Origin of the sequence: Achromobacter sp. GbtcB20 (genome assembly GCF_019091095.1) — a bacterium.
Classification (GTDB): domain Bacteria; phylum Pseudomonadota; class Gammaproteobacteria; order Burkholderiales; family Burkholderiaceae_B; genus Achromobacter; species Achromobacter mucicolens.
The window spans coordinates 88,280-106,860 of record NZ_JAGXJZ010000008.1 but is presented as its reverse complement, the minus strand read 5'-3'; the positions used below and the strand labels follow the sequence as shown (position 1 = coordinate 106,860).

The window sequence follows — 18,581 nt, the reverse complement described above, 5'->3', positions numbered from 1 at the left end:
AGCCGCCCTATGGATGCCAACCTTCGCAAAGCCGCCCTTGAATATCACGAGCACCGGCGCCCCGGCAAAATCTCGGTCACGCCGACCAAGCAACTGACGAACCAGCGCGATCTGGCGCTGGCGTATTCGCCCGGCGTCGCGGCGGCCTGTGAGGAAATCGTGGCCGACCCGGCCAACGTGTACCGCTACACCGCCCGCGGCAATCTGGTGGGCGTCATCACCAACGGCACCGCCGTGCTGGGCCTGGGCAACATCGGCGCGCTGGCGTCCAAGCCGGTCATGGAAGGCAAGGCCGTGCTGTTCAAGAAGTTCGCCGGCCTGGATGTCTTTGACATCGAAATCAACGAAACCGACCCGGACAAGCTGGTCGAGATCATCGCCGGCCTGGAAGCCACCTTTGGCGGCATCAACCTTGAAGACATCAAGGCGCCGGAATGTTTTACCGTCGAACGCAAGCTGCGCGAGCGCATGAACATTCCGGTCTTTCACGACGACCAGCACGGCACGGCGATCTGCGTGTCGGCGGCCTTCATCAACGGCCTGAAGGTCGTGGGCAAGGACATCAAGCAGGTGAAGGTCGTCACGTCCGGCGCGGGCGCTGCGGCGCTGGCGTGCCTGGACCTGATGGTGGACCTGGGCCTGCCGCTGGAAAACATCTGGGTCACCGATATCGAAGGCGTGGTCTATGAAGGCCGCACCACGCTGATGGACCCGGACAAGGCGCGCTTTGCGCAAAAGACCGACGCCCGCAAGCTGGCCGACGTGATCCAGGACGCCGACGTGTTCCTGGGCCTGTCGGCCGGCGGCGTACTCAAGCCGGAAATGGTGGCCGCCATGGGCCCGCGTCCGCTGATCCTGGCGCTGGCCAACCCCACGCCGGAAATCCTGCCGGAAGTGGCGCACGGCGTGCGCGACGACGTGGTGATGGCCACGGGTCGGTCGGACTACCCGAACCAGGTCAACAACGTGCTGTGCTTTCCGTACATCTTCCGCGGCGCGCTGGACGTGGGCGCCACGACCATCACGCGCGAGATGGAAATGGCGGCGGTGCATGCCATTGCCGACCTGGCCGAAGAAGAGCAGAACGAAGTCGTGGCCGCGGCCTACGGCACGTTCGACATTTCGTTCGGCCCCGAATACCTGATCCCCAAGCCGTTCGATCCGCGTCTCATCGTGCGCATCGCGCCCGCCGTGGCCAAGGCCGCGATGGAAGGCGGCGTCGCCACCCGTCCGCTGGCCGACCTGGAAGCCTACGAGGAACAGCTGCAGCAGTTCGTGTACCACTCCGGCGCGTTCATGAAGCCGCTGTTCTCGGCGGCCAAGCGCATCGTGCGCGAAGGCGGGCCCGCCCGCATCGTGTTCGCCGAAGGCGAAGACGAGCGCGTGCTGCGCGCCGTGCAGGTGGTGGTGGATGAGGGCCTGGCCCGTCCGATCCTGGTGGGCCGCCCTTCGGTGCTCTTGACCCGCATCGAAAAGCTGGGCCTGCGCCTGCGCCTGGGCGAGGACGTCGAAGTCACCAACCCCGAGTACGACGAGCGCTTCCACCAATACTGGACGACGTATTGGGAACGCATGTGCCGCCGCGGCATCACCAAGGAAATGGCGCGCGTGGAAATGCGCCGCCGCATGACACTGATCGGCGCGATGATGGTGCACCTGGGCGATGCCGACGGCATGGTCTGCGGCTCCGTCGGCGCGTATCACGATCACCTGCGTTTCGTGGACGAAGTGATCGGCCGCCGTCCCGGCCACAACGTGTACGCCGCCATGAACATCCTGCTGCTCAACGAGCGCACGGTGGTGCTGGTGGACACGCACGTGAACGACGAACCGACGGCCGAGCAGATCGCGGAATTCACCGTGGCGGCTGCGCGCGAGATGCGCCGCATGTACCTGGCGCCCAAGGCCGCGCTGCTGTCGCGCAGCAATTTCGGATCGGGCAGTTCGGCATCGGGCGCCAAGATGCGCCGCGCGCTGGAGCTGGTGCGCCAGATGGATCCCGACCTGGAAATCGACGGCGAAATGCACGGCGACTGCGCGCTGGACGAGGCGCTGCGCATGCGCATCCTGCCGTCCTCCACGCTCAAGGGCGAAGCCAACCTGCTGGTGTGCCCGAACGTGGACTCGGGCAACATCGCGTACAACCTGCTCAAGACGGCCGCAGGCGGCAACGTGGCGGTGGGGCCCTTCCTGCTGGGCGCCAACGCGCCCGTGCATATCCTGACGTCCAGTTCCACCGTGCGCCGCATCGTCAACATGACCGCGATGACGGTGGTCGATGTCAATACGCCGCGTTGAAGTCAAGCCGGCCGGCGGGTCGTGCCCGCGCACGCCCACCGGCCTGGTCCTGACGGGCGGCGGCGCACGCGCCGCGTACCAGGTGGGGGTGCTCAGCGCCATCATGGAGCTGCTGGACCCCGACTGGCACTCCCGTTTTCAGAACCCCTTCGACATCATCTGCGGCACCTCGGCCGGCGCGATCAACGCCGCCGCGCTGGCCTGCCGCGCCGACCGGCCGCATCTGGGTGTTCGGCGCATTCGCCGCCTGTGGTCGTCGCTGAACACCGACATGATCTACCGGGCCGACGCGCCGGGCCTCATCCGCACCGGCGTGCGATGGCTGGGCCTCTTGTCGCTGGGCTGGATGTATTCGGGCCTGACGCGCAAGCGTCCGCATTCGCTGCTGGACAATGCCCCCATGCAAGGGCTGCTGGAGCGGGTGCTCGACTTTCAGAACCTGCGCGCCAACCTGGAAGGCGGGTCGCTGTCCGCGCTGGCCATCACCGCGTCGGGCTACACCAGCGGCGAGCACCTGACGTTCTATCAGGCGCACACCCCCATCGAGCCCTGGCACCGCTACCTGCGGCTGGCGATCCCCACGCCCATCGGCATCGAGCACCTGATGGCGTCGTCGGCCATTCCCTTCGTCTTTCCGGCGCGTCAGGTGCAGGTTCACGGCAAGGGCGAATGGTGCGGCGACGGCTCGATGCGCCAGCTGGCGCCGATCAGTCCGGCGATCCACCTGGGCGCGCACCGCGTGCTGGTGATCGGCACCGGCTACCGCGACGACACCCATCCCGAAAATCGCGAGGATTCGCCCCCGTATCCGTCGCTGGCGCAGGTGGGCGGACATGCGTTGTCCAGCATCTTCCTTGACGGCCTGTCGGCGGATGTCGAGCGCCTGGAACGCATCAACTACCTGATGGACCACGCGGACCCGAAGGGCGTGCCGCCCGCCGTGCGCCGCATCGAGGTGCTGACCATCACTCCCAGCCAGTCGCTGGATCTGATGGCGCTTGAGCATTTGCACGACATGCCGGCACAGGCGCGTGCGCTTTTCCGCGTACTCGGTGTATCGTCCGATCCACACCGTCCGGGGGGAGGGGCGCTGATGTCCTACCTGCTGTTCGAAGCCGGCTACACCAAGCGATTGATCGAACTGGGTTATGCCGATACGATGCGACGTAACGACGAAGTGATCGCCTTTTTCAGGGAGGCTCAGGCATGACGCGCAATGGCCAATCGAGTTTGCAGCGGCAGCTGATGCGCGGCGGAGCGCTGGCTCACGACGGGCTGGACAAGAAGGCCGTGGTGGACGCCGCGCATGAGCTTGGCCTGTCCTTGTTTGTTGCCAATTGCGACCCCTGCCGCAGCCGCTCGGCGGTCTTGCGCGCCATCGTCAAGGCGGTGGATTTCCCAGAGTACTTCGGCGGCAACCTGGACGCCCTGTACGACTGCCTGTGCGACACGGTGCTGGACCACAAATCCGGCGTGGTGCTGTGGCTGTATCGGCTGCATTCCGGCGACCCGGCGTTGGCGGAAGACGCCGGCCGCATCGAAACCGTCTGCTCCGACGCGGCGGATTTCGCGCATGAAAACGGCCGCGTGTTTGCGTATGTGATCGAGCACGCCGGCAAGCATCCCGATCCCGAGCCCGGCGTGGCCGCGGCGCCCTACGGCGAAAACGACTGACCTACCAACCGCGCAGGGCGCTGACCGCCGACAGCAGCGCCAGGCCGGCCGTCTCGGTGCGCAGCACCCGGGGGCCAAAGCGCACGGCGCGCACGCCGGCCTTGCGGGCCGCTTCCAGTTCCTTGTCCGACCAGCCGCCTTCCGGGCCGACCAGCAGGGTGATGGACGTCTGATCCGATGCGCCTTGCAGCGCCGTGGCCAGGTCGTCGGTGGCTTCCGGGTGGCACAGCACGCGCAATCCGTCAGCGGGTTGGCCCAGCCAATCGTCCAGCGACTGCGGCGCATCCACGGCCATCAGGCGGTTGCGGCCGCATTGTTCGGCGGCCGATTGCGCGATGCGCTGCCAGTGCCCGACACGCTTTTCCAGCCTCGCGCCCGACAACTGCAGCACGCTGCGCTGCGCCGCGATCGGGCTGACCCGGGCCGCGCCCAGTTCCACGGCCTTTTCCACCACCCAATCCATCTTGTCGCCCGAGGGCAGGCCCTGGGCCAGCGTGATGCGTCCGCCCAGTTCGGCTTCGCGAGGGTTGAAGTCGCCCAGCTGGGCAAAGCCGGCCTTGCCCTCGACCTCCAGCACCGCGGGGTATTCGCCGCCCTGGCCATTGAACAGCGTGACGGTTTCGCCGGCGCGCAGGCGCAGCACGCGCAGCGCGTGATGGGCAAGCGCTTCCGGCAGGGCGATGCGGGCGCCGGCGGCCAGCGGGGCGTCGCAGTAGAAACGGGGGGCGGGCATGGGGAAGGGGACTCGAAATGACAGGGGACTGACGGAGTACGCGTAGCCTACCATTGCTTGCCGATCGCCCTGAAACCCGCGATTACATAGGGCATCCGGCCGATGGCCTCCGGGAAATCCCCTGATGCTAAAATCACTTGCTTCGCAACCTACTCAACTGGCCCTATTTCTTGTCGTAGACGCGCCAGTTTCAAAGAGCCTTCCGAATGAGCAATCCGACCGCCCCTAAACTTGCCTTGGCGGATGCCATCCGCGCCCTCGCGATGGATGCCGTGCAACAAGCGAACTCCGGGCATCCGGGTGCTCCCATGGGCATGGCGGAAATCGCCCAAGCCTTGTGGGCCGGCAACCTGCGCCACAATCCCAAGGATCCCGCCTGGGCCAACCGCGACCGCTTCGTGCTGTCCAACGGCCACGGTTCGATGCTGATCTACGCCCTGCTGCACCTGACGGGCTACGACCTGCCGATCGAAGAACTCAAGAATTTCCGCCAGTTGCATTCCAAGACGCCGGGTCACCCCGAAGTGGGCATCACCCCGGGCGTGGAAACGACCACCGGTCCGCTGGGCCAGGGTCTGGGCAACGCCGTGGGCATGGCGCTCGCTGAAGCGCTGCTCGCCGCCGAATTCAACAAGCCGGGCCACACGCTCGTCGATCACCACACCTACGCGTTCACCGGCGACGGCTGCCTGATGGAAGGCATCTCGCATGAAGTGTGCTCGCTGGCCGGCACGCTCAAGCTGGGCAAGCTGGTCGTGCTGTACGACGACAACGGCATTTCCATCGACGGCCATGTCGAACACTGGTTCGCCGACGACACCGCCAAGCGTTTCGAAGGCTACGGCTGGAACGTCATCCGCGGCGTGGACGGCCATGACGTCGCTGCCGTGGACGCCGCCATCAAGGCCGCACGTGCGCAGTCGGACAAGCCCACGCTGATCGTCTGCCGCACCGTGATCGGCAAGGGTTCGCCCAACATGGCCGGCACGCACAACGTGCACGGCGCGCCGCTGGGCAAGGACGAAATCGCCGCCACGCGCGCCGCGCTGGGCTGGTCGTCCGAACCCTTCCAGATTCCGCAAGACATCTACGACGGCTGGGACGGCCGCAAGCAGGGCGCCGAAGCCCAGGGCGAATGGCAGAAGCGCTTTGACGCCTACGCCGCCGAATTCCCCGCCGAAGCCGCCGAATTCACGCGCCGCATGAAGGGCGAGATGCCCGCGGGCTACGCAGACCAGTTCAAGGCCTTCCTGTCGGCCACGCTGGAAAAGGGCGAGACCGTCGCCACCCGCAAGGCCTCGCAATTCGCCATCGCCGCGCTGGCGCCGATGCTGCCGGAAATGCTGGGCGGCTCGGCCGACCTGACCGGCTCGAACTTCACCGACTGGAAGGGCGTTGGCGCCGTCCGCGCCGGCGACAAGGGCATCCAGTTCGGCCGCCACATCAACTACGGCGTGCGCGAATTCGGCATGGCCGCCATCATGAACGGCATCGCGCTGCACGGCGGCTACCTGCCGTTCGGCGGCACGTTCCTCACGTTCTCGGACTACTCGCGCAACGCCATCCGCATGGCCGCGCTGATGAAGCAGCGCGTCGTCCACGTGTTCACGCACGACTCCATCGGCCTGGGCGAAGACGGCCCGACCCACCAGTCGATCGAGCACGCGGCCAGCCTGCGCCTCATCCCCAACCTGTCGCTGTGGCGTCCTTGCGATACGGCCGAGACCGCCGTGGCCTGGAACGCCGCCGTGACGCGTCCGGCCAGCATCGGCATGGACGTGCATGACGGCGGCCCGACGGCCCTCTTGCTGTCGCGCCAGAACCTGCCCTTCGTGCAGCGCGACGCGGCCACCGTGGACGCCATTGCCCGCGGCGGCTACGTGCTGCGCGACGCCGAAGGCGCCCGCGCCGTCATCATCGCCACCGGCTCTGAAGTCGCCATCGCGCTGGACGCGCAGGCGCAGCTGGCCAAGGAAGGCATTGCCGTGCGCGTGGTCTCCATGCCCAGCACCGACGTCTTCGACAAGCAGGACGCCGCCTGGAAGCAATCCGTGCTGCCCAAGGGCCTGCCGCGCGTGGCCGTCGAGGCCGGCGTCACCGCCTTCTGGCACAAGTACGTGGGCCTGGAAGGCGCCGTGGTCGGCATCGACCGCTACGGCGAGTCCGCGCCGGCCGGCGCCCTGTTCAAGTTCTTCGGGCTGACCGCCGACAAGGTGGCCGAGACCGTCAAGCAAGTTTTGTAAAAAAGGAGCTTAGTCATGACCATTCGCGTCGCCATCAACGGTTACGGTCGCATCGGCCGCAACATCCTGCGTGCCCACTACGAAGGTGGCAAGAAGCACGATATCGAAATCGTCGCCATCAACGACCTGGGCGATCCCAAGACGAACGCGCACCTGACGCGCTACGACACCGCCCACGGCAAGTTCCCGGGCACCGTCGAAGTCGACGGCGAGTTCATGGTCGTCAACGGCGACAAGATCCGCGTGCTGGCCAACCGCAACCCGGCCGAACTGCCGTGGGGCGACCTGAAGGTCGACGTCGTGCTGGAATGCACGGGCTTTTTCACCACCAAGGAAAAGGCCGGCGCGCACATCAAGGGCGGCGCCAAGAAAGTCATCATCTCGGCCCCCGGCGGCAAGGATGTCGACGCCACCATCGTCTACGGCGTCAACCACGGCGTGCTGAAGTCGACCGACACCGTCATCTCCAACGCGTCGTGCACCACCAACTGCCTGGCCCCCCTGGTCAAGCCGCTGAACGACAAGCTGGGTCTGGAAAACGGCCTGATGACCACCGTTCACGCCTACACGAACGACCAGGTCCTGACCGACGTCTATCACGAAGACCTGCGCCGCGCCCGTTCGGCCACGATGAGCATGATCCCCACCAAGACCGGCGCCGCCGCCGCCGTGGGCCTGGTCCTGCCGGAACTGAACGGCAAGCTGGACGGCTACGCCATCCGCGTCCCGACCATCAACGTGTCGCTGGTCGACCTGTCGTTCGTGGCCAGCCGCGACACGACCGCCGAAGAAGTGAACGGCATCCTGAAGGCCGCCTCGGAAGGCGAGCTCAAGGGCATCCTGGACTACAACACCGAACCCCTGGTCTCGGTCGACTACAACCACAACCCGGCCTCCAGCACCGTTGACGCGTCGCTGACCAAGGTCTCGGGCCGTCTGGTCAAGGTCTCGTCCTGGTACGACAACGAGTGGGGCTTCTCGAACCGCATGCTCGACACTACCGTCGCGCTGATGTCGGCCAAGTAAGCACGCCGCCAGTCCATAAGGGGACGGATTTGTTTTCCGCCATTGCGGAAAATGGGTTCGTCCCCTTTGTTCGCCTACCGAAGGAATCCAACTATGTCCAAGGTCCAAACCCTGTCCGCGCTGGCCAAGGCCGGCGCCCTGTCCGGCAAGCGTGTGTTCATCCGCGCCGACCTGAACGTCCCGTTCGATGACGCCGGCCGCATCAGCGAAGACACCCGCATCCGCGCCTCGGTGCCCGGCATCCGCCTGGCGCTGGACGCCGGCGCCGCCGTGATGGTCACGTCCCACCTGGGCCGCCCCAAAGAAGGCGTCTTGACTGACGCCGATTCGCTTGCCAAGGTCGGCCAGCGCCTGTCCGAACTGCTGGGCATGCCCGTGCCGCTGGTGCGCGATTGGGTCGATGGCGTGAAGGTCGATCACGGCCAGGTCGTGCTGCTGGAAAACTGCCGCGTGAACGTCGGCGAAAAGAAGGACGACGAGGCGCTTGCCAAGAAGATGGCCGCGCTGTGCGACGTGTACGTCAACGACGCCTTCGGCACGGCGCATCGCGCTGAAGCCACCACGCACGGCATCGCGCGCTTTGCCCCCGTGGCCTGCGCCGGCCCGCTGCTGGAAGCCGAACTGGATGCCCTGGGCCGCGCGCTGCACGAACCGAAGCGTCCGCTGGTCGCGATCGTGGGCGGCTCCAAGGTGTCGACCAAGTTGTCGATCCTGCAATCGCTGGCCGACAAGGTTGACCAGTTGGTCGTGGGCGGTGGCATCGCCAACACGTTCATGCTGGCCGCCGGCCTGTCCATCGGCAAGTCGCTGGCCGAGCCCGACCAGGTCGAGCAGGCCCGCGCCGTCATCGACATCATGAAAAAGCGCGGCGCGGCCGTGCCGATTCCCGTTGACGTGGTGTGCGCCAAGTCGTTCGGCGCCGACGCCGAGGCCACCGTGAAGGCGGCCACCGACGTGGCCGACGACGACATGATCCTGGACATCGGCCCGCAGACCGCGGCGCAACTGGCCGAGATCCTCAAGAAGGCCGGCACCATTGTCTGGAACGGTCCGGTGGGCGTGTTCGAATTCGACCAGTTCGCCCATGGCACGGAAGTGGTCGCCCGCGCGATCGCCGACTCCGAAGGCTTCTCGATCGCTGGCGGCGGCGACACCCTGGCCGCCATCGCCAAGTACAAGATCGGCGAGCAGGTCGGCTACATCTCCACCGGCGGCGGCGCCTTCCTGGAATTCCTGGAAGGCAAGACCCTGCCCGCCGTGGCGGTGCTGCAAGCGCGCGCCGCGGGTTGATCCGGCGGTGTGACGGGTGTCTGACGGCAGGCAGGTGTCAGACACCCGGATTGATTTACCTTGCACCGCCCTGGAGTGAGTTGGTTTAGGCTTGGTGGTCGTCCCGCGTCGTGTGGGAGTCCTTTTTTCAGGTCGTCCTGCTGCACCATGAACCTTCGCGTCATTCCTGGCCTGGCCAACTTCCAGGGCATCACCCGCGACTCGGCCCGGCGCGACATCGCGGCGGGCTTTAGCGTGGCCGCGGTGGCGCTGCCGGTGGGGCTGGCCTATTCCGCCATGATGGGAGTGCCGCCCGTTGCCGGGCTGTGGGCCGCCATTGCGGGCATGCTTGCCTACGCGTTCTTCGGCTCGTCGCGCACCCTCATCGTCGGTCCCGACACCGCCACCTGCACCCTCATTGCCGCCACCTTGACCGGCATGGCGCTGACCACACCCGAGGCGCGGCTGCAGGCCGCCACCAGCATCGCGCTCACCGTTGGCGTGGGTTGCCTCATCGCCCGGGTCCTGCGGCTGGGCGTGCTTGCCAACCTGTTGTCGCGGCCGGTGCTGATCGGGTACATGGCCGGCGTGGCGATCACGCTGGCGACGTCGCAACTGAGCGGCCTGACGGGCGTGGGCCTGCGCAACAGCGGCCTGATCCACCCGTTCATGGAGCTGTCCCACCGGCTGTCCGAAATCCGGCTGCCGACGCTGTTCCTGGGGCTGGCCTCGTGCATCTTCCTGGTGGCGATCAAACGCTGGCGGCCTTCGTGGCCCGGCCCCATTTTGCTGGTGGTCGCGACCTGCCTGCTTTCCTGGCTGTTCAATTTCCCGGCGATGGGCATCGCGGTGGTGGGCGACGTGCCGGCCGGGCTGCCGGCATTCCATCTGCCGGTCAGCCTGGAAGGCTTGGACGGCATCCTGCTGGGCGCGGCAGGGGTGCTGGTCGTCAGTTTTTCCAGTGGCATCGTGACGGCGCGCAGCTTTGCGGCACGCACGGGCGACCACGTCGACCCGAACCGCGAACTGGTGGGGTTTGGCGCGGCCAATGTGGCCGCGGGCTTGTTCCAGGGCTACGTCGTGACGGGCGCCGATTCGCGCACGGCGGTCGGGCTGGTGGCCGGCGGGTCGTCGCCGCTCGTCAGCATCAGCGCGGCGGCCGCGCTGGCCGTCGTGGTGGGCTTGTTGAGCGAGCCGCTGTTTTGGCTGCCGCAGTTTGCGCTGTCGGCCATCCTGCTGCTCGCCGCGGCCAGCCTGTTCGACTGGCAAGCGTTCAAGCGGCTGGCGCGGATTTCGCGCATCGAACTGGCGTTCGGGGTGCTGGCGGCCGTGGGCGTGGTCGGGTTCGGCGTGCTGCAGGGCGTCGCGGTTTCCGTGGGCGCAACGCTGCTCTACGCCATGTATGTGTCCGGCAATCCCCGCGATGCGCTGCTGGGCCGCTTGCCCGGCGAGACGGTGCTGGGCAAGATGCACCTGAATCCGCAGGCCCAGCCCGTGCCGGGCGCCGTGATCTGGCTGTTCGAGTCCTCGGTCTGGTTCTTCAATGCGGACGCGTTCCGGCGCCGCGCGCGCGAAATCATCGAACAGGCGGGCGACGTGCGCTGGTTCGTGCTGGACGCCGAAGCCATGACCCAGGCCGACGCCGACGCCGTCGAGGCGTTGTATGAACTCAAACGCATCTTGGACGAACGCGGCATCTTATTGCTGGTCGCGGGCGGCCACGGCAAGTTCCGCGAGGCGCTGCAGCGCTCGGGGCTGGTCAAGAAGATCGGGCCGGACAGGATCTTCGTCAGTCCTGAACAGGCGGTGGAAGCCATCGAGCGCTGGCGCCAGGGCGGGCCGGCGACGCTGGGCTGACCTGCGAATGACCAGGGTGGCTGACACCCTGGAGAAATGACCTGCGCGCCTGAATGTCGCACGCAGGGTGTCTGACACCTTGCAAGCCAGCGACCCGCCTCAATCGATGATGTGATACCCGCCGTCGATGTACAGCGTCTGCCCCGTCATCAGCCGCGCCGCATCGGTGGCCAGCCAGGCGGTCGCTTCGCCAACGTCGTCAATCGACACCAGGCTGCGCGCGGGCGCCTTGGCCTGGGCGCGGTCCAGCATGGTGTCGAATTCCGCAATGCCGGACGCGGCGCGCGTTTTCAGCGGTCCCGGCGAAATCGCGTGCACGCGGATGCCCTGCGGGCCCAGTTCGGCGGCCAGGTAGCGCGTGGCCGATTCCAGCGCGGCCTTGACCGGACCCATCATGTTGTAGTGCTCGACCACCATCTGCGAGCCGTAATAGCTCATGCAGAAGAGGGCGCCGCCATTGCGCATCAGCGGCTCGGCCAGCTTGGCCATGCGGATGAAGGACCAGCATGACACGTCCATCGCCTGCAGAAAGCCCGCCCGCGAGCAGTCCGTGACACGGCCGTGCAGGTCCTCGCGCGGCGCGTAGGCCACCGAGTGCAGCACGAAATCCAGCGCGCCCCATTCGTCCGTGATGCGGGCAAAGACGGCCTCCAGCTCGCCGTCGTTCAAGAGGTTCAGCGGCATCAGCAAGGGCGCGTCCACCTGTTGCGCCAGCGGCGCCACGTGCGGCAGGGCCTTGTCGTTCAGGTAGGTCACCGCCAGTTCGGCGCCCATCGCGCGAAACGCCTTGGCGCAGCCCCACGCGATGGAGTCGGCGTTCGCGATGCCGGTCACCAGCCCGCGCTTGCCGGCCAGCGGCAGGTGCGCGCTCATTGCTGCCTCACGAGGGCAAGCGTGTGTTGGGCAATGATGAGCTCTTCGTTCGTGCGCACCACGTAGACGCCGATGCGGCTGTCGTCGGTGGAGATGCGCGGCCCGTGGCGGGCGTTGCGTTCGGGGTCCAGCTTGATGCCCAGCCAGCCCCAGTGCTCGCTGATGGCCTGGCGGATCTCGGCGGAGTTTTCGCCGACGCCGGCAGTGAAGACGATGCCATCGATGCCGTTCATCGCGCAGCCCAGGCCGATCATGCCTTCGGCCACGCGCCAGGCGAAGTACTTCAACGCCAGCTTGGCCGACGGCGCATTGCTGGCCAGGAGTTCGCGCATGTCGTTGCTGATACCCGACAGGCCCTTCATGCCGCAGTCGTGATACAGCAGGTGCTCGATCTCGTCGTGGCTCATGCCCTGTTCCATCATCCACAGCACCACGCCGGGGTCCAGGCGGCCCGGGCGCGTGCCCATCGGCAGGCCTTCCAGCGCCGTGAAACCCATGGTGCTGTCCACGCTCTTGCCCGCCTGCATGGCGCAGGCCGACACGCCTGATCCGAGGTGCGCGGTGACGATCTTGCCCATGGCGATGTCCGGCAGCGCCTGTTTCAGGCGCTGCGCGATGTACTCGTAGGACAGACCATGAAAACCGTAGCGGCGCACGCCTTCCAGGTACAGACGCTCGGGCAGCGCATAGCGGTCGGCCACGTCGCTATGGCTGCGGTGAAATGCCGTATCGAAGCACGCTACCTGCGGAATCCAGGGCCGGCGTTCGCGGATGACGCGGATCGGCGCCAGGTTGTTGGGCTGATGCAGCGGCGCCAGCGGCGTGAAGGTGTCCAGCTTGGCCAGGATGTCGTCATCGATCAGCACCGGCTCGGACAGGTCGGGCCCGCCGTGCACCACGCGGTGGCCCACGGCCAGTGGCGCGCCGCCCAGGTGGCCGCTCAACCACGTGCCCACGACCTCCTGCGCGTTGGGCACGTCGGGCGCGTGGCTAGGCGCAATGTCGCGCTCGACCAGCGTCTCGCCCGCCGCGTCGCGCACCCGCAGGCGCGGATGCGTGGTGCCGATGCCTTCGAGCTGGCCGCCCAGCCGGGGCGCGAGCTGGTGGCTGGCATCGATGTCATACAGGTAGAACTTGATGCTGGAACTGCCGGCGTTGATGACGAGGATGGTGTCGCTCATGGCGGTGTGCTTCCATGTTGGGACAAATCGCGCGAAAGCCCGCGGTGGCGGGCCGGGGGCAGGGAGCTGGCGTCAGGCCAGCGGTTTGGCCTGCTGCTGGGCAAGATGGTGGGCGTATATTGCCGCCACCGCGCACGAGGCAAGACGCGAGCGCGGGCTGTCGGCGCGGCTGGTCAGGATGATCGGCACGCGCGCCCCGAGCACGATGCCGGCGGCTTCGGCATTGGCGAGAAACGTCAGATTCTTGGCCAGCATGTTGCCGGCTTCCAGATCGGGCACCATCAGCACCTGCGCCACGCCCGCCACGGGCGAACGGATGCCCTTGATGCGCGCGGCTTCCGGGCTGATGGCGTTGTCCAGCGCCAGCGGGCCGTCCAGCACGCCGCCGGTGATCTGCCCGCGGTCGGCCATCTTGCACAGCGCAGCCGCCTCGATCGTGCTGGGGATGCTGGGCGTGACCTGTTCCACCGCCGACAGGATCGCCACGCGCGGTTCGCCCAGCCCCAGTCCCAGATGCAGGTCGATCACGTTGCGGATGATGTCGGCCTTGGTTTCCAGGTCCGGAAAGATGTTGATGGCCGCGTCCGTGATGAAAAGCGGCTCGGGATAGGTCGGTACCTCCATGATGAACACATGGCTGATGCGCCGGCCGCTGCGCAGGCCCGTCGTGCGCGCCACGACCTCATGCATCAGTTCGTCGGTGTGCAGGCTGCCCTTCATCAGCAGCGACGCCTCGCCGCTGCGCACCAGCGCGACCGCCTTTTCCGCGGCGGCATGGCTGTGCGGCGCGTCCACGATGCGGGCATCGCCCAGGTGCAGGTTGAACTGTGCGGCCGTGTCGCGGATCTTGCCTTCCGGCCCGACCAGGATGGGCCGCAAGAGGCCCAGGTCGCGCGCTTCCAGCGCCGCGGACAACGAGGGCTCGTCGCACGGGTGGGCGATGGCGCACGCGGCCGGTTCAAGCGTCTGCGCGCGTGCGATGAGTTTGTCGTAGTGCGTGGACGTCGGGAGGCTCATGGTTGTCAGGCCTTGGCGGGTTGACGGGCGGCAGCCGCGCGCTTGGCGGGCGACTTGGCGGCGTTGGACGCGGCTTTCGTGGCGGGAGCGGCCGGCTTGGTAGCCTGCTTGGCGGGCGTCCTGGCGGCTTGAGAGGCGGCCTTAGGGGCGGTTTTAGGGGCGGCCTTAGAGGCGGCTTTTGCAGCAGTCTTTGCGACGGCCTTGCCCGCTGCCTTGGGCGCGGACGCCGCATTCACGGCCTTGCGCGCGGCATCGGGATGCGGCCGGGCGGTCTTGCCGGGCACCTGCGCGGCCTTGTCGACCAGGTCGGTGACCGGATCATCCAGCTTCGCGTTTCCGGCGCCGCGCGAGGGCTCGGCTTTCTGGCCCTGTTCGCGGCGCTGCGCGCGGCGCTCGGCCGCTTCGAAGATGCGCACCATTTCGTTCAGGCTTTCGCGCGCCGCGTCGCTCAGCGGTTCGGCCGCTTCCAGCACGCCCTTCATGGCGTCCAGACCGGCGCGGATCTCGGCAGCCGACGAGCCGTCAAGCAAGTGCGGCATGGCCTGGATGGCAGCGGTCGAATCCAGCGTCATCATCAGCGCCTGCTCGCGGATGACGTCCTTGAATTCCTCCAGCGACAGGGCGTTGTCGGCCTCGGCGCGCATCTTGCGGATCAGCGCGAAGCTGCGCTCGTCCAGGCCGCCCTCGGCGCCCGACACGTACAGCAGCATCCGGATCGCCGCCACGCGCAGTCCGCCTTCCTGCAGCATCGAGCGCAGTTCCGCGGCGCGTTCTTCCATGAAGCGGCGATGCTCCGGCGAGACGCCCGGATGCTTGCGCGGCGGGCCGGACTTGGCGCCCAAGCCGGCCAGATCCTGCACCACGGGCGAACCGTAGACGCTCATGAAGGTCCGTTCGTCGGCCGAATCGCGCAGCTCCTGCCAGATGTTCAGGCTGGTCTCGATCATGTTCGAGAACATCTCCTGCGCGACCAGGAACGGATTCGTGGGCGAGGCCTGCTTGCGGTTCTCGCGCACCTGTTCGGCTACCTTGGCGATGGGCGCGACGACCGGGTTGCGGTCGGAGATCAGTTCGTAGGGCAGGCGCAGCGGGTGCATGCGCTGCATCCATTCGGCAGACTGCGGCGTGACCAGGGCGCGCAGCCAGGGCTGCACGAAGCTGCGGTACATGCCCAGGTTGATGTCGGAGATACGGGCCACCGCGGCAAAGCGCTGGTCGTCCTCTTCCTTGCGGTCGACGATGGCGCGCACGTCGTCCAGCTTGCGCTGTTCGAACGACAGCACGTAGTTGCCGTAAGCCAGGTCGGCGTTGGGCGTGTCCGGCGTCTTGTCGGCGATTTCGGCCTGGTAGATGCCGGGCGGCAGCACATCGATCATGTCGATGTTGGAGGTGAACTCCTGGTGCTCTTTGCGGGCCACGCTGCCGGACACGAAGATGCCCAGGTGGCCAATGCTTTCGTGGATGGCGTAGACGATGGTCTGGCCGTGGGCCAGGACTTCGGCCTCGTTCTGGTACAGGTCGGGAATCCAGCCCAGCGCCTGCGGCGGCGGGGTGATGTTGTCGCCCTTCGAGCAGAACACCACGATGGGCGAGCGGATGTTGCGCAGGTCGATGCGGATGCCGTCGGAGGTCACCAGACCCGCGGTCGCCAGGCGGTTGCCCACGAAGAGGTTGTCGACGATGTACTGGATCTCGGGGCCATTCAGGAACACGTGGCCGCCCCACCATTTCTCGAAGCTCAGGTAGCGGCTGGCCTCGGTGTCGACGTTGGCGTAGAGGTTGTACTGCTTGGACCACAGGGTGTTGGCCGGATTCAGGTTCTCGAAGTTCTGCACCAGCCAGGCGCCGTCGAACTTGCCGTTGCCCAGATCGCTGGTCATGGCCGTCAGCCAACTGCCGCCCAACAGGCCGCCGGCATAACGCATGGGATTCATGCCGCGCCAGCCCGCCCAGTACGACAAGGGCGCGCCCGCGACGATGATGGGGCCGAAGAGTTCAGGGCGCACCGCCGCGGTCATCATGATCTGCCAGCCCGCCTGGCAATTGGCCACGACGACGGGCTTGCCCTCGGCATCCGGGTGCAACGCGATGATCTCTTCCAGGAAGCGGGCCTCGGCCATCATCACGTCTTCGACGGTCTGCGTGGGCATGGGTTGCGGCAGGAAGGTCGCGAAGTAGCAGGGGTGCCCGGCACGCACGGCCACGCCGATCTCGCTTTCCGGCTTGAAACCGCCAATGCCCGGCCCGTGGCCGGCGCGCGGGTCCACCACCAGGAAGGGGCGTTTGATCGGGTCCGTTTCGACGCCGGCGGGCGGCTTGATCCGCAAGAGGCCGTAATTGACCGGCCGGGGCAGCTCGCGGCCATCGAGCACCAGTTCGAATTCCATGCTGAGCACGTTGGGCGCGCGCTTGGCCATGTGATCGTGGTACTGGTTGCCGCGCTGGCGCATCACATCGGCGTAAAGCACGCCGCGCTGCCAGGCATCGACGGCGTATTCATAGGCGGCCGTCCAGGGGTTCAAGGACGGGGCAAGCGTGTGATCGGTGCCGGATCCGGCCATGGCGATCTCCTGTAAATAGCTGCCGGCGGCAAATGGCCGCCAAGCCGGTCCCCAGTGGAACCGGCGGAATTGACCTCCCCATTACACCGCAATGGATGGTGCGGTGCAACATCGGAGCGTTTGCGGCAGGTCAATCGGGGCAGCAGGACGAAGCGCCGCCCTGGGGCAGGGATCAGTTCAACGCGCGGCGGCGTTGTGTTCCAGCCATTTCTGGACGGCGGGCCGCTGCCACTGCGCATCGGCGTAGGCGCGCAGCGTGTCGGGCAGATCGTCATGCGCAAGGCGCTTGAGCATGACCGCCAGATCGGTATCGGCGATGCACCACGCATCGAACAGCGTCGTCTGGTCAACGCCGATCAGGTGGTTGGCCACCTGGATCAGCTTGGCGGCGGCGGCATGGGCGGCGTCGGAAAGCGGCTGGCCTGTTTCGCCGTAGAACACGGTTTCGGTGGGGCGTTCCTGGCGCAGGGCGGCCAGGTCGCTGCGCAGCCAGGCCTGCAATTGGCGGGCGCGTGCGCGTTCGTGGATGCCGGACGGAAACAGGGCTGCGTGGCCGGGCGCGGGGAAGGCTTCGTCCAGGTATTCGGCGATGACGCTGGATTCGGTCAGGTTGAAGTCCGCATGCGTCAAGGCCGGCACCCGGGCCGTGAGCGCGCGGCACTGGAAGGGCTGCATGCGCTGTTCGCCGGCGCTCAGGTCGATGGGGCGCACTTCGAAAGGCAACTGCTTTTCGGTCAGCGCCACGTAGACCGACATGGCGTACGGGCTGAGAAACAGGGAATCGACGTATAGCGTAATCGGGGCGCCCAAAGCTTGTCTCCGGTCAGGCGGGGTAACGAATGGTCAGGCTGCGCGCGGCGTCTGGTTTGCAAAGCGTAACGCAAGTGCAATACAGGCGTGTCGCGCGGGCGCGTCAGTCGACGATGAAGAGCTTGGCGCCGGTTGCGGTGGACGAGCGGTGCGGTTCGGCCTGATCGGCGACCTGATAGCTCATGCCGGGCGTCAGGACGAACTGGCGGCCGTCTTCCAGTTCGGTGTGCAGTTCGCCTTCCAGGCAGAACAGAATGTGGCCCTTGGTGCACCAGTGGTCAGCCAGGTATCCGGGGGTGTATTCCACCATGCGCACGCGCAGGTCGCCGAAATGGCGGGTCCGCCAGTAAGCCATGCCGGTATCGCCGGCGTGTTCGGTGCGTTCCACTTCGGACCAGTCGGTGGTGCCGAAGGGGATGTTGCTCATCTTCATCGTGATTCCTGAAGGGTCGGTCCGCCCCCGAATCCGGGGCAAAAAACACATACTACGCCATTCAGGCGGCCAGCTTTTTCTGCCAGAACATGGCGCGGCCGGTCGCGTCGTCCAGCGCATAGCCCTCGAAGCCCAGCTTGCGGTAAAGGCCCTGGGCGACGGTGTTGCCCTCCAGCACTTCCAGCGTGATCTTGCAGCAATCCATCTGGCGGGCGCGATCCTCCAGCGCCGCAAGCAGCGCCTTGCCCACGCCCTGGCCCTGAAACCGCGGCGACACCGCCAGGTCGTGCAGGTTCAGCAGCGGGCGGCAGGCAAAGGTGGAGAAGCCTTCCACGTAGATTGCGACGCCGGCGGCCTGGCCGTCGATGCGCGCCAGCAACGCGCGCACGGTCGGGCGGCGGGCAAGCTCGGGGATCAGGTTGGCCTGCGCATGGGCCGGCAAGGGCGTATTGCCGCCCATGGGGCCGCTGGCGTATTCGTTCAGCATGGCCAGCACCTGGCGGCCGTGGTCAGGGTCGTTGAAGTCGGCGTCGATGATTTCCAGCACGATCGGTCCTTTGGGATAAGCCGCGCAAACCGACCATTATGCGCCTGGCCGCCAACTGC

At 66.9% G+C, this 18,581-nt stretch carries 15 protein-coding genes; 7 read left to right on the top strand and 8 right to left on the bottom strand.

The features are described 5' to 3' along the window. Nucleotides 1–9 precede the first annotated feature (9 nt). The 3 genes from KVT32_RS12950 to KVT32_RS12940 are packed head-to-tail and all read left to right on the top strand — an operon-like array spanning nucleotide 10 to nucleotide 3,972. Nucleotides 10–2,298: an NADP-dependent malic enzyme gene (locus KVT32_RS12950; protein ID WP_217618323.1), complete on the top strand. Its 2,289-nt coding sequence runs from the start codon at nucleotides 10–12 to the stop codon at nucleotides 2,296–2,298. Further along, on the top strand, nucleotides 2,279–3,508 hold the full coding sequence (locus KVT32_RS12945; RefSeq protein WP_254636868.1) for a patatin-like phospholipase family protein: 1,230 nt from the start codon (nucleotides 2,279–2,281) through the stop codon (nucleotides 3,506–3,508). The genes KVT32_RS12950 and KVT32_RS12945 overlap by 20 nt, the downstream gene beginning before the upstream one ends. Continuing rightward, nucleotides 3,505–3,972, top strand: a complete 468-nt coding sequence (locus KVT32_RS12940; RefSeq protein ID WP_056326651.1) for a barstar family protein — start codon at nucleotides 3,505–3,507, stop codon at nucleotides 3,970–3,972. The genes KVT32_RS12945 and KVT32_RS12940 overlap by 4 nt, the downstream gene beginning before the upstream one ends. A 1-nt stretch (nucleotide 3,973) precedes the next feature. On the opposite strand, the gene KVT32_RS12935 is transcribed toward KVT32_RS12940, so the two are convergent. Then, nucleotides 3,974–4,705 carry a 16S rRNA (uracil(1498)-N(3))-methyltransferase gene (locus tag KVT32_RS12935; RefSeq protein WP_180098085.1) on the bottom strand — a complete coding sequence of 244 codons (732 nt, stop codon included), beginning with the start codon at nucleotides 4,703–4,705 and terminating at the stop codon, nucleotides 3,974–3,976. A gap of 206 nt (nucleotides 4,706–4,911) precedes the next feature. Here KVT32_RS12935 and tkt point away from each other — a divergent pair, with 206 nt between their 5' ends. The 4 genes from tkt to KVT32_RS12915 all read left to right on the top strand — a co-directional run bounded on the left by tkt (nucleotide 4,912) and on the right by KVT32_RS12915 (nucleotide 11,100). Then, on the top strand, nucleotides 4,912–6,948 hold the full coding sequence (tkt, locus tag KVT32_RS12930) for a transketolase (RefSeq protein ID WP_179689901.1): 2,037 nt from the start codon (nucleotides 4,912–4,914) through the stop codon (nucleotides 6,946–6,948). Between the two features lie 15 nt (nucleotides 6,949–6,963). Beyond that, nucleotides 6,964–7,974 carry a type I glyceraldehyde-3-phosphate dehydrogenase gene (gene gap, locus KVT32_RS12925; RefSeq protein WP_056326654.1) on the top strand — a complete coding sequence of 337 codons (1,011 nt, stop codon included), beginning with the start codon at nucleotides 6,964–6,966 and terminating at the stop codon, nucleotides 7,972–7,974. Between the two features lie 93 nt (nucleotides 7,975–8,067). Beyond that, the gene (locus tag KVT32_RS12920; RefSeq protein WP_063953232.1) at nucleotides 8,068–9,264 is read left to right on the top strand and encodes a phosphoglycerate kinase; all 1,197 of its coding nucleotides are present in this window, start codon (nucleotides 8,068–8,070) and stop codon (nucleotides 9,262–9,264) included. Between the two features lie 147 nt (nucleotides 9,265–9,411). Beyond that, a complete protein-coding gene (locus KVT32_RS12915) occupies nucleotides 9,412–11,100 on the top strand; it encodes a SulP family inorganic anion transporter (protein WP_217618322.1) in 1,689 nt (562 codons plus the stop codon). A 99-nt stretch (nucleotides 11,101–11,199) separates the two neighbouring features. On the opposite strand, the gene fabI is transcribed toward KVT32_RS12915, so the two are convergent. From fabI to KVT32_RS12880, 7 genes are all read right to left on the bottom strand, one after another. Next, nucleotides 11,200–11,973 carry an enoyl-ACP reductase FabI gene (fabI, locus tag KVT32_RS12910; protein ID WP_056326656.1) on the bottom strand — a complete coding sequence of 258 codons (774 nt, stop codon included), beginning with the start codon at nucleotides 11,971–11,973 and terminating at the stop codon, nucleotides 11,200–11,202. Then, nucleotides 11,970–13,154: an acetate/propionate family kinase gene (locus tag KVT32_RS12905; RefSeq protein WP_217618321.1), complete on the bottom strand. Its 1,185-nt coding sequence runs from the start codon at nucleotides 13,152–13,154 to the stop codon at nucleotides 11,970–11,972. The genes fabI and KVT32_RS12905 overlap by 4 nt, the downstream gene beginning before the upstream one ends. A gap of 72 nt (nucleotides 13,155–13,226) precedes the next feature. Beyond that, entirely contained in the window at nucleotides 13,227–14,171 is a 945-nt protein-coding gene (locus tag KVT32_RS12900; protein WP_142053806.1) for a phosphate acetyltransferase, read from the bottom strand. Between the two features lie 5 nt (nucleotides 14,172–14,176). Further along, nucleotides 14,177–16,732: a DUF3141 domain-containing protein gene (locus tag KVT32_RS12895; protein WP_217618320.1), complete on the bottom strand. Its 2,556-nt coding sequence runs from the start codon at nucleotides 16,730–16,732 to the stop codon at nucleotides 14,177–14,179. A 177-nt stretch (nucleotides 16,733–16,909) separates the two neighbouring features. Beyond that, nucleotides 16,910–17,542, bottom strand: a complete 633-nt coding sequence (gene yfcF / locus KVT32_RS12890; RefSeq protein ID WP_062838772.1) for a glutathione transferase — start codon at nucleotides 17,540–17,542, stop codon at nucleotides 16,910–16,912. 103 nt (nucleotides 17,543–17,645) lie between these two features. Then, nucleotides 17,646–17,975 (bottom strand): DHCW motif cupin fold protein, encoded by a 330-nt coding sequence (locus tag KVT32_RS12885; RefSeq protein WP_056326667.1) that lies wholly within the window; start codon nucleotides 17,973–17,975, stop codon nucleotides 17,646–17,648. 61 nt (nucleotides 17,976–18,036) lie between these two features. Further along, nucleotides 18,037–18,522 carry a GNAT family N-acetyltransferase gene (locus KVT32_RS12880; protein WP_062838773.1) on the bottom strand — a complete coding sequence of 162 codons (486 nt, stop codon included), beginning with the start codon at nucleotides 18,520–18,522 and terminating at the stop codon, nucleotides 18,037–18,039. Between the last annotated feature and the right edge of the window lie 59 nt (nucleotides 18,523–18,581).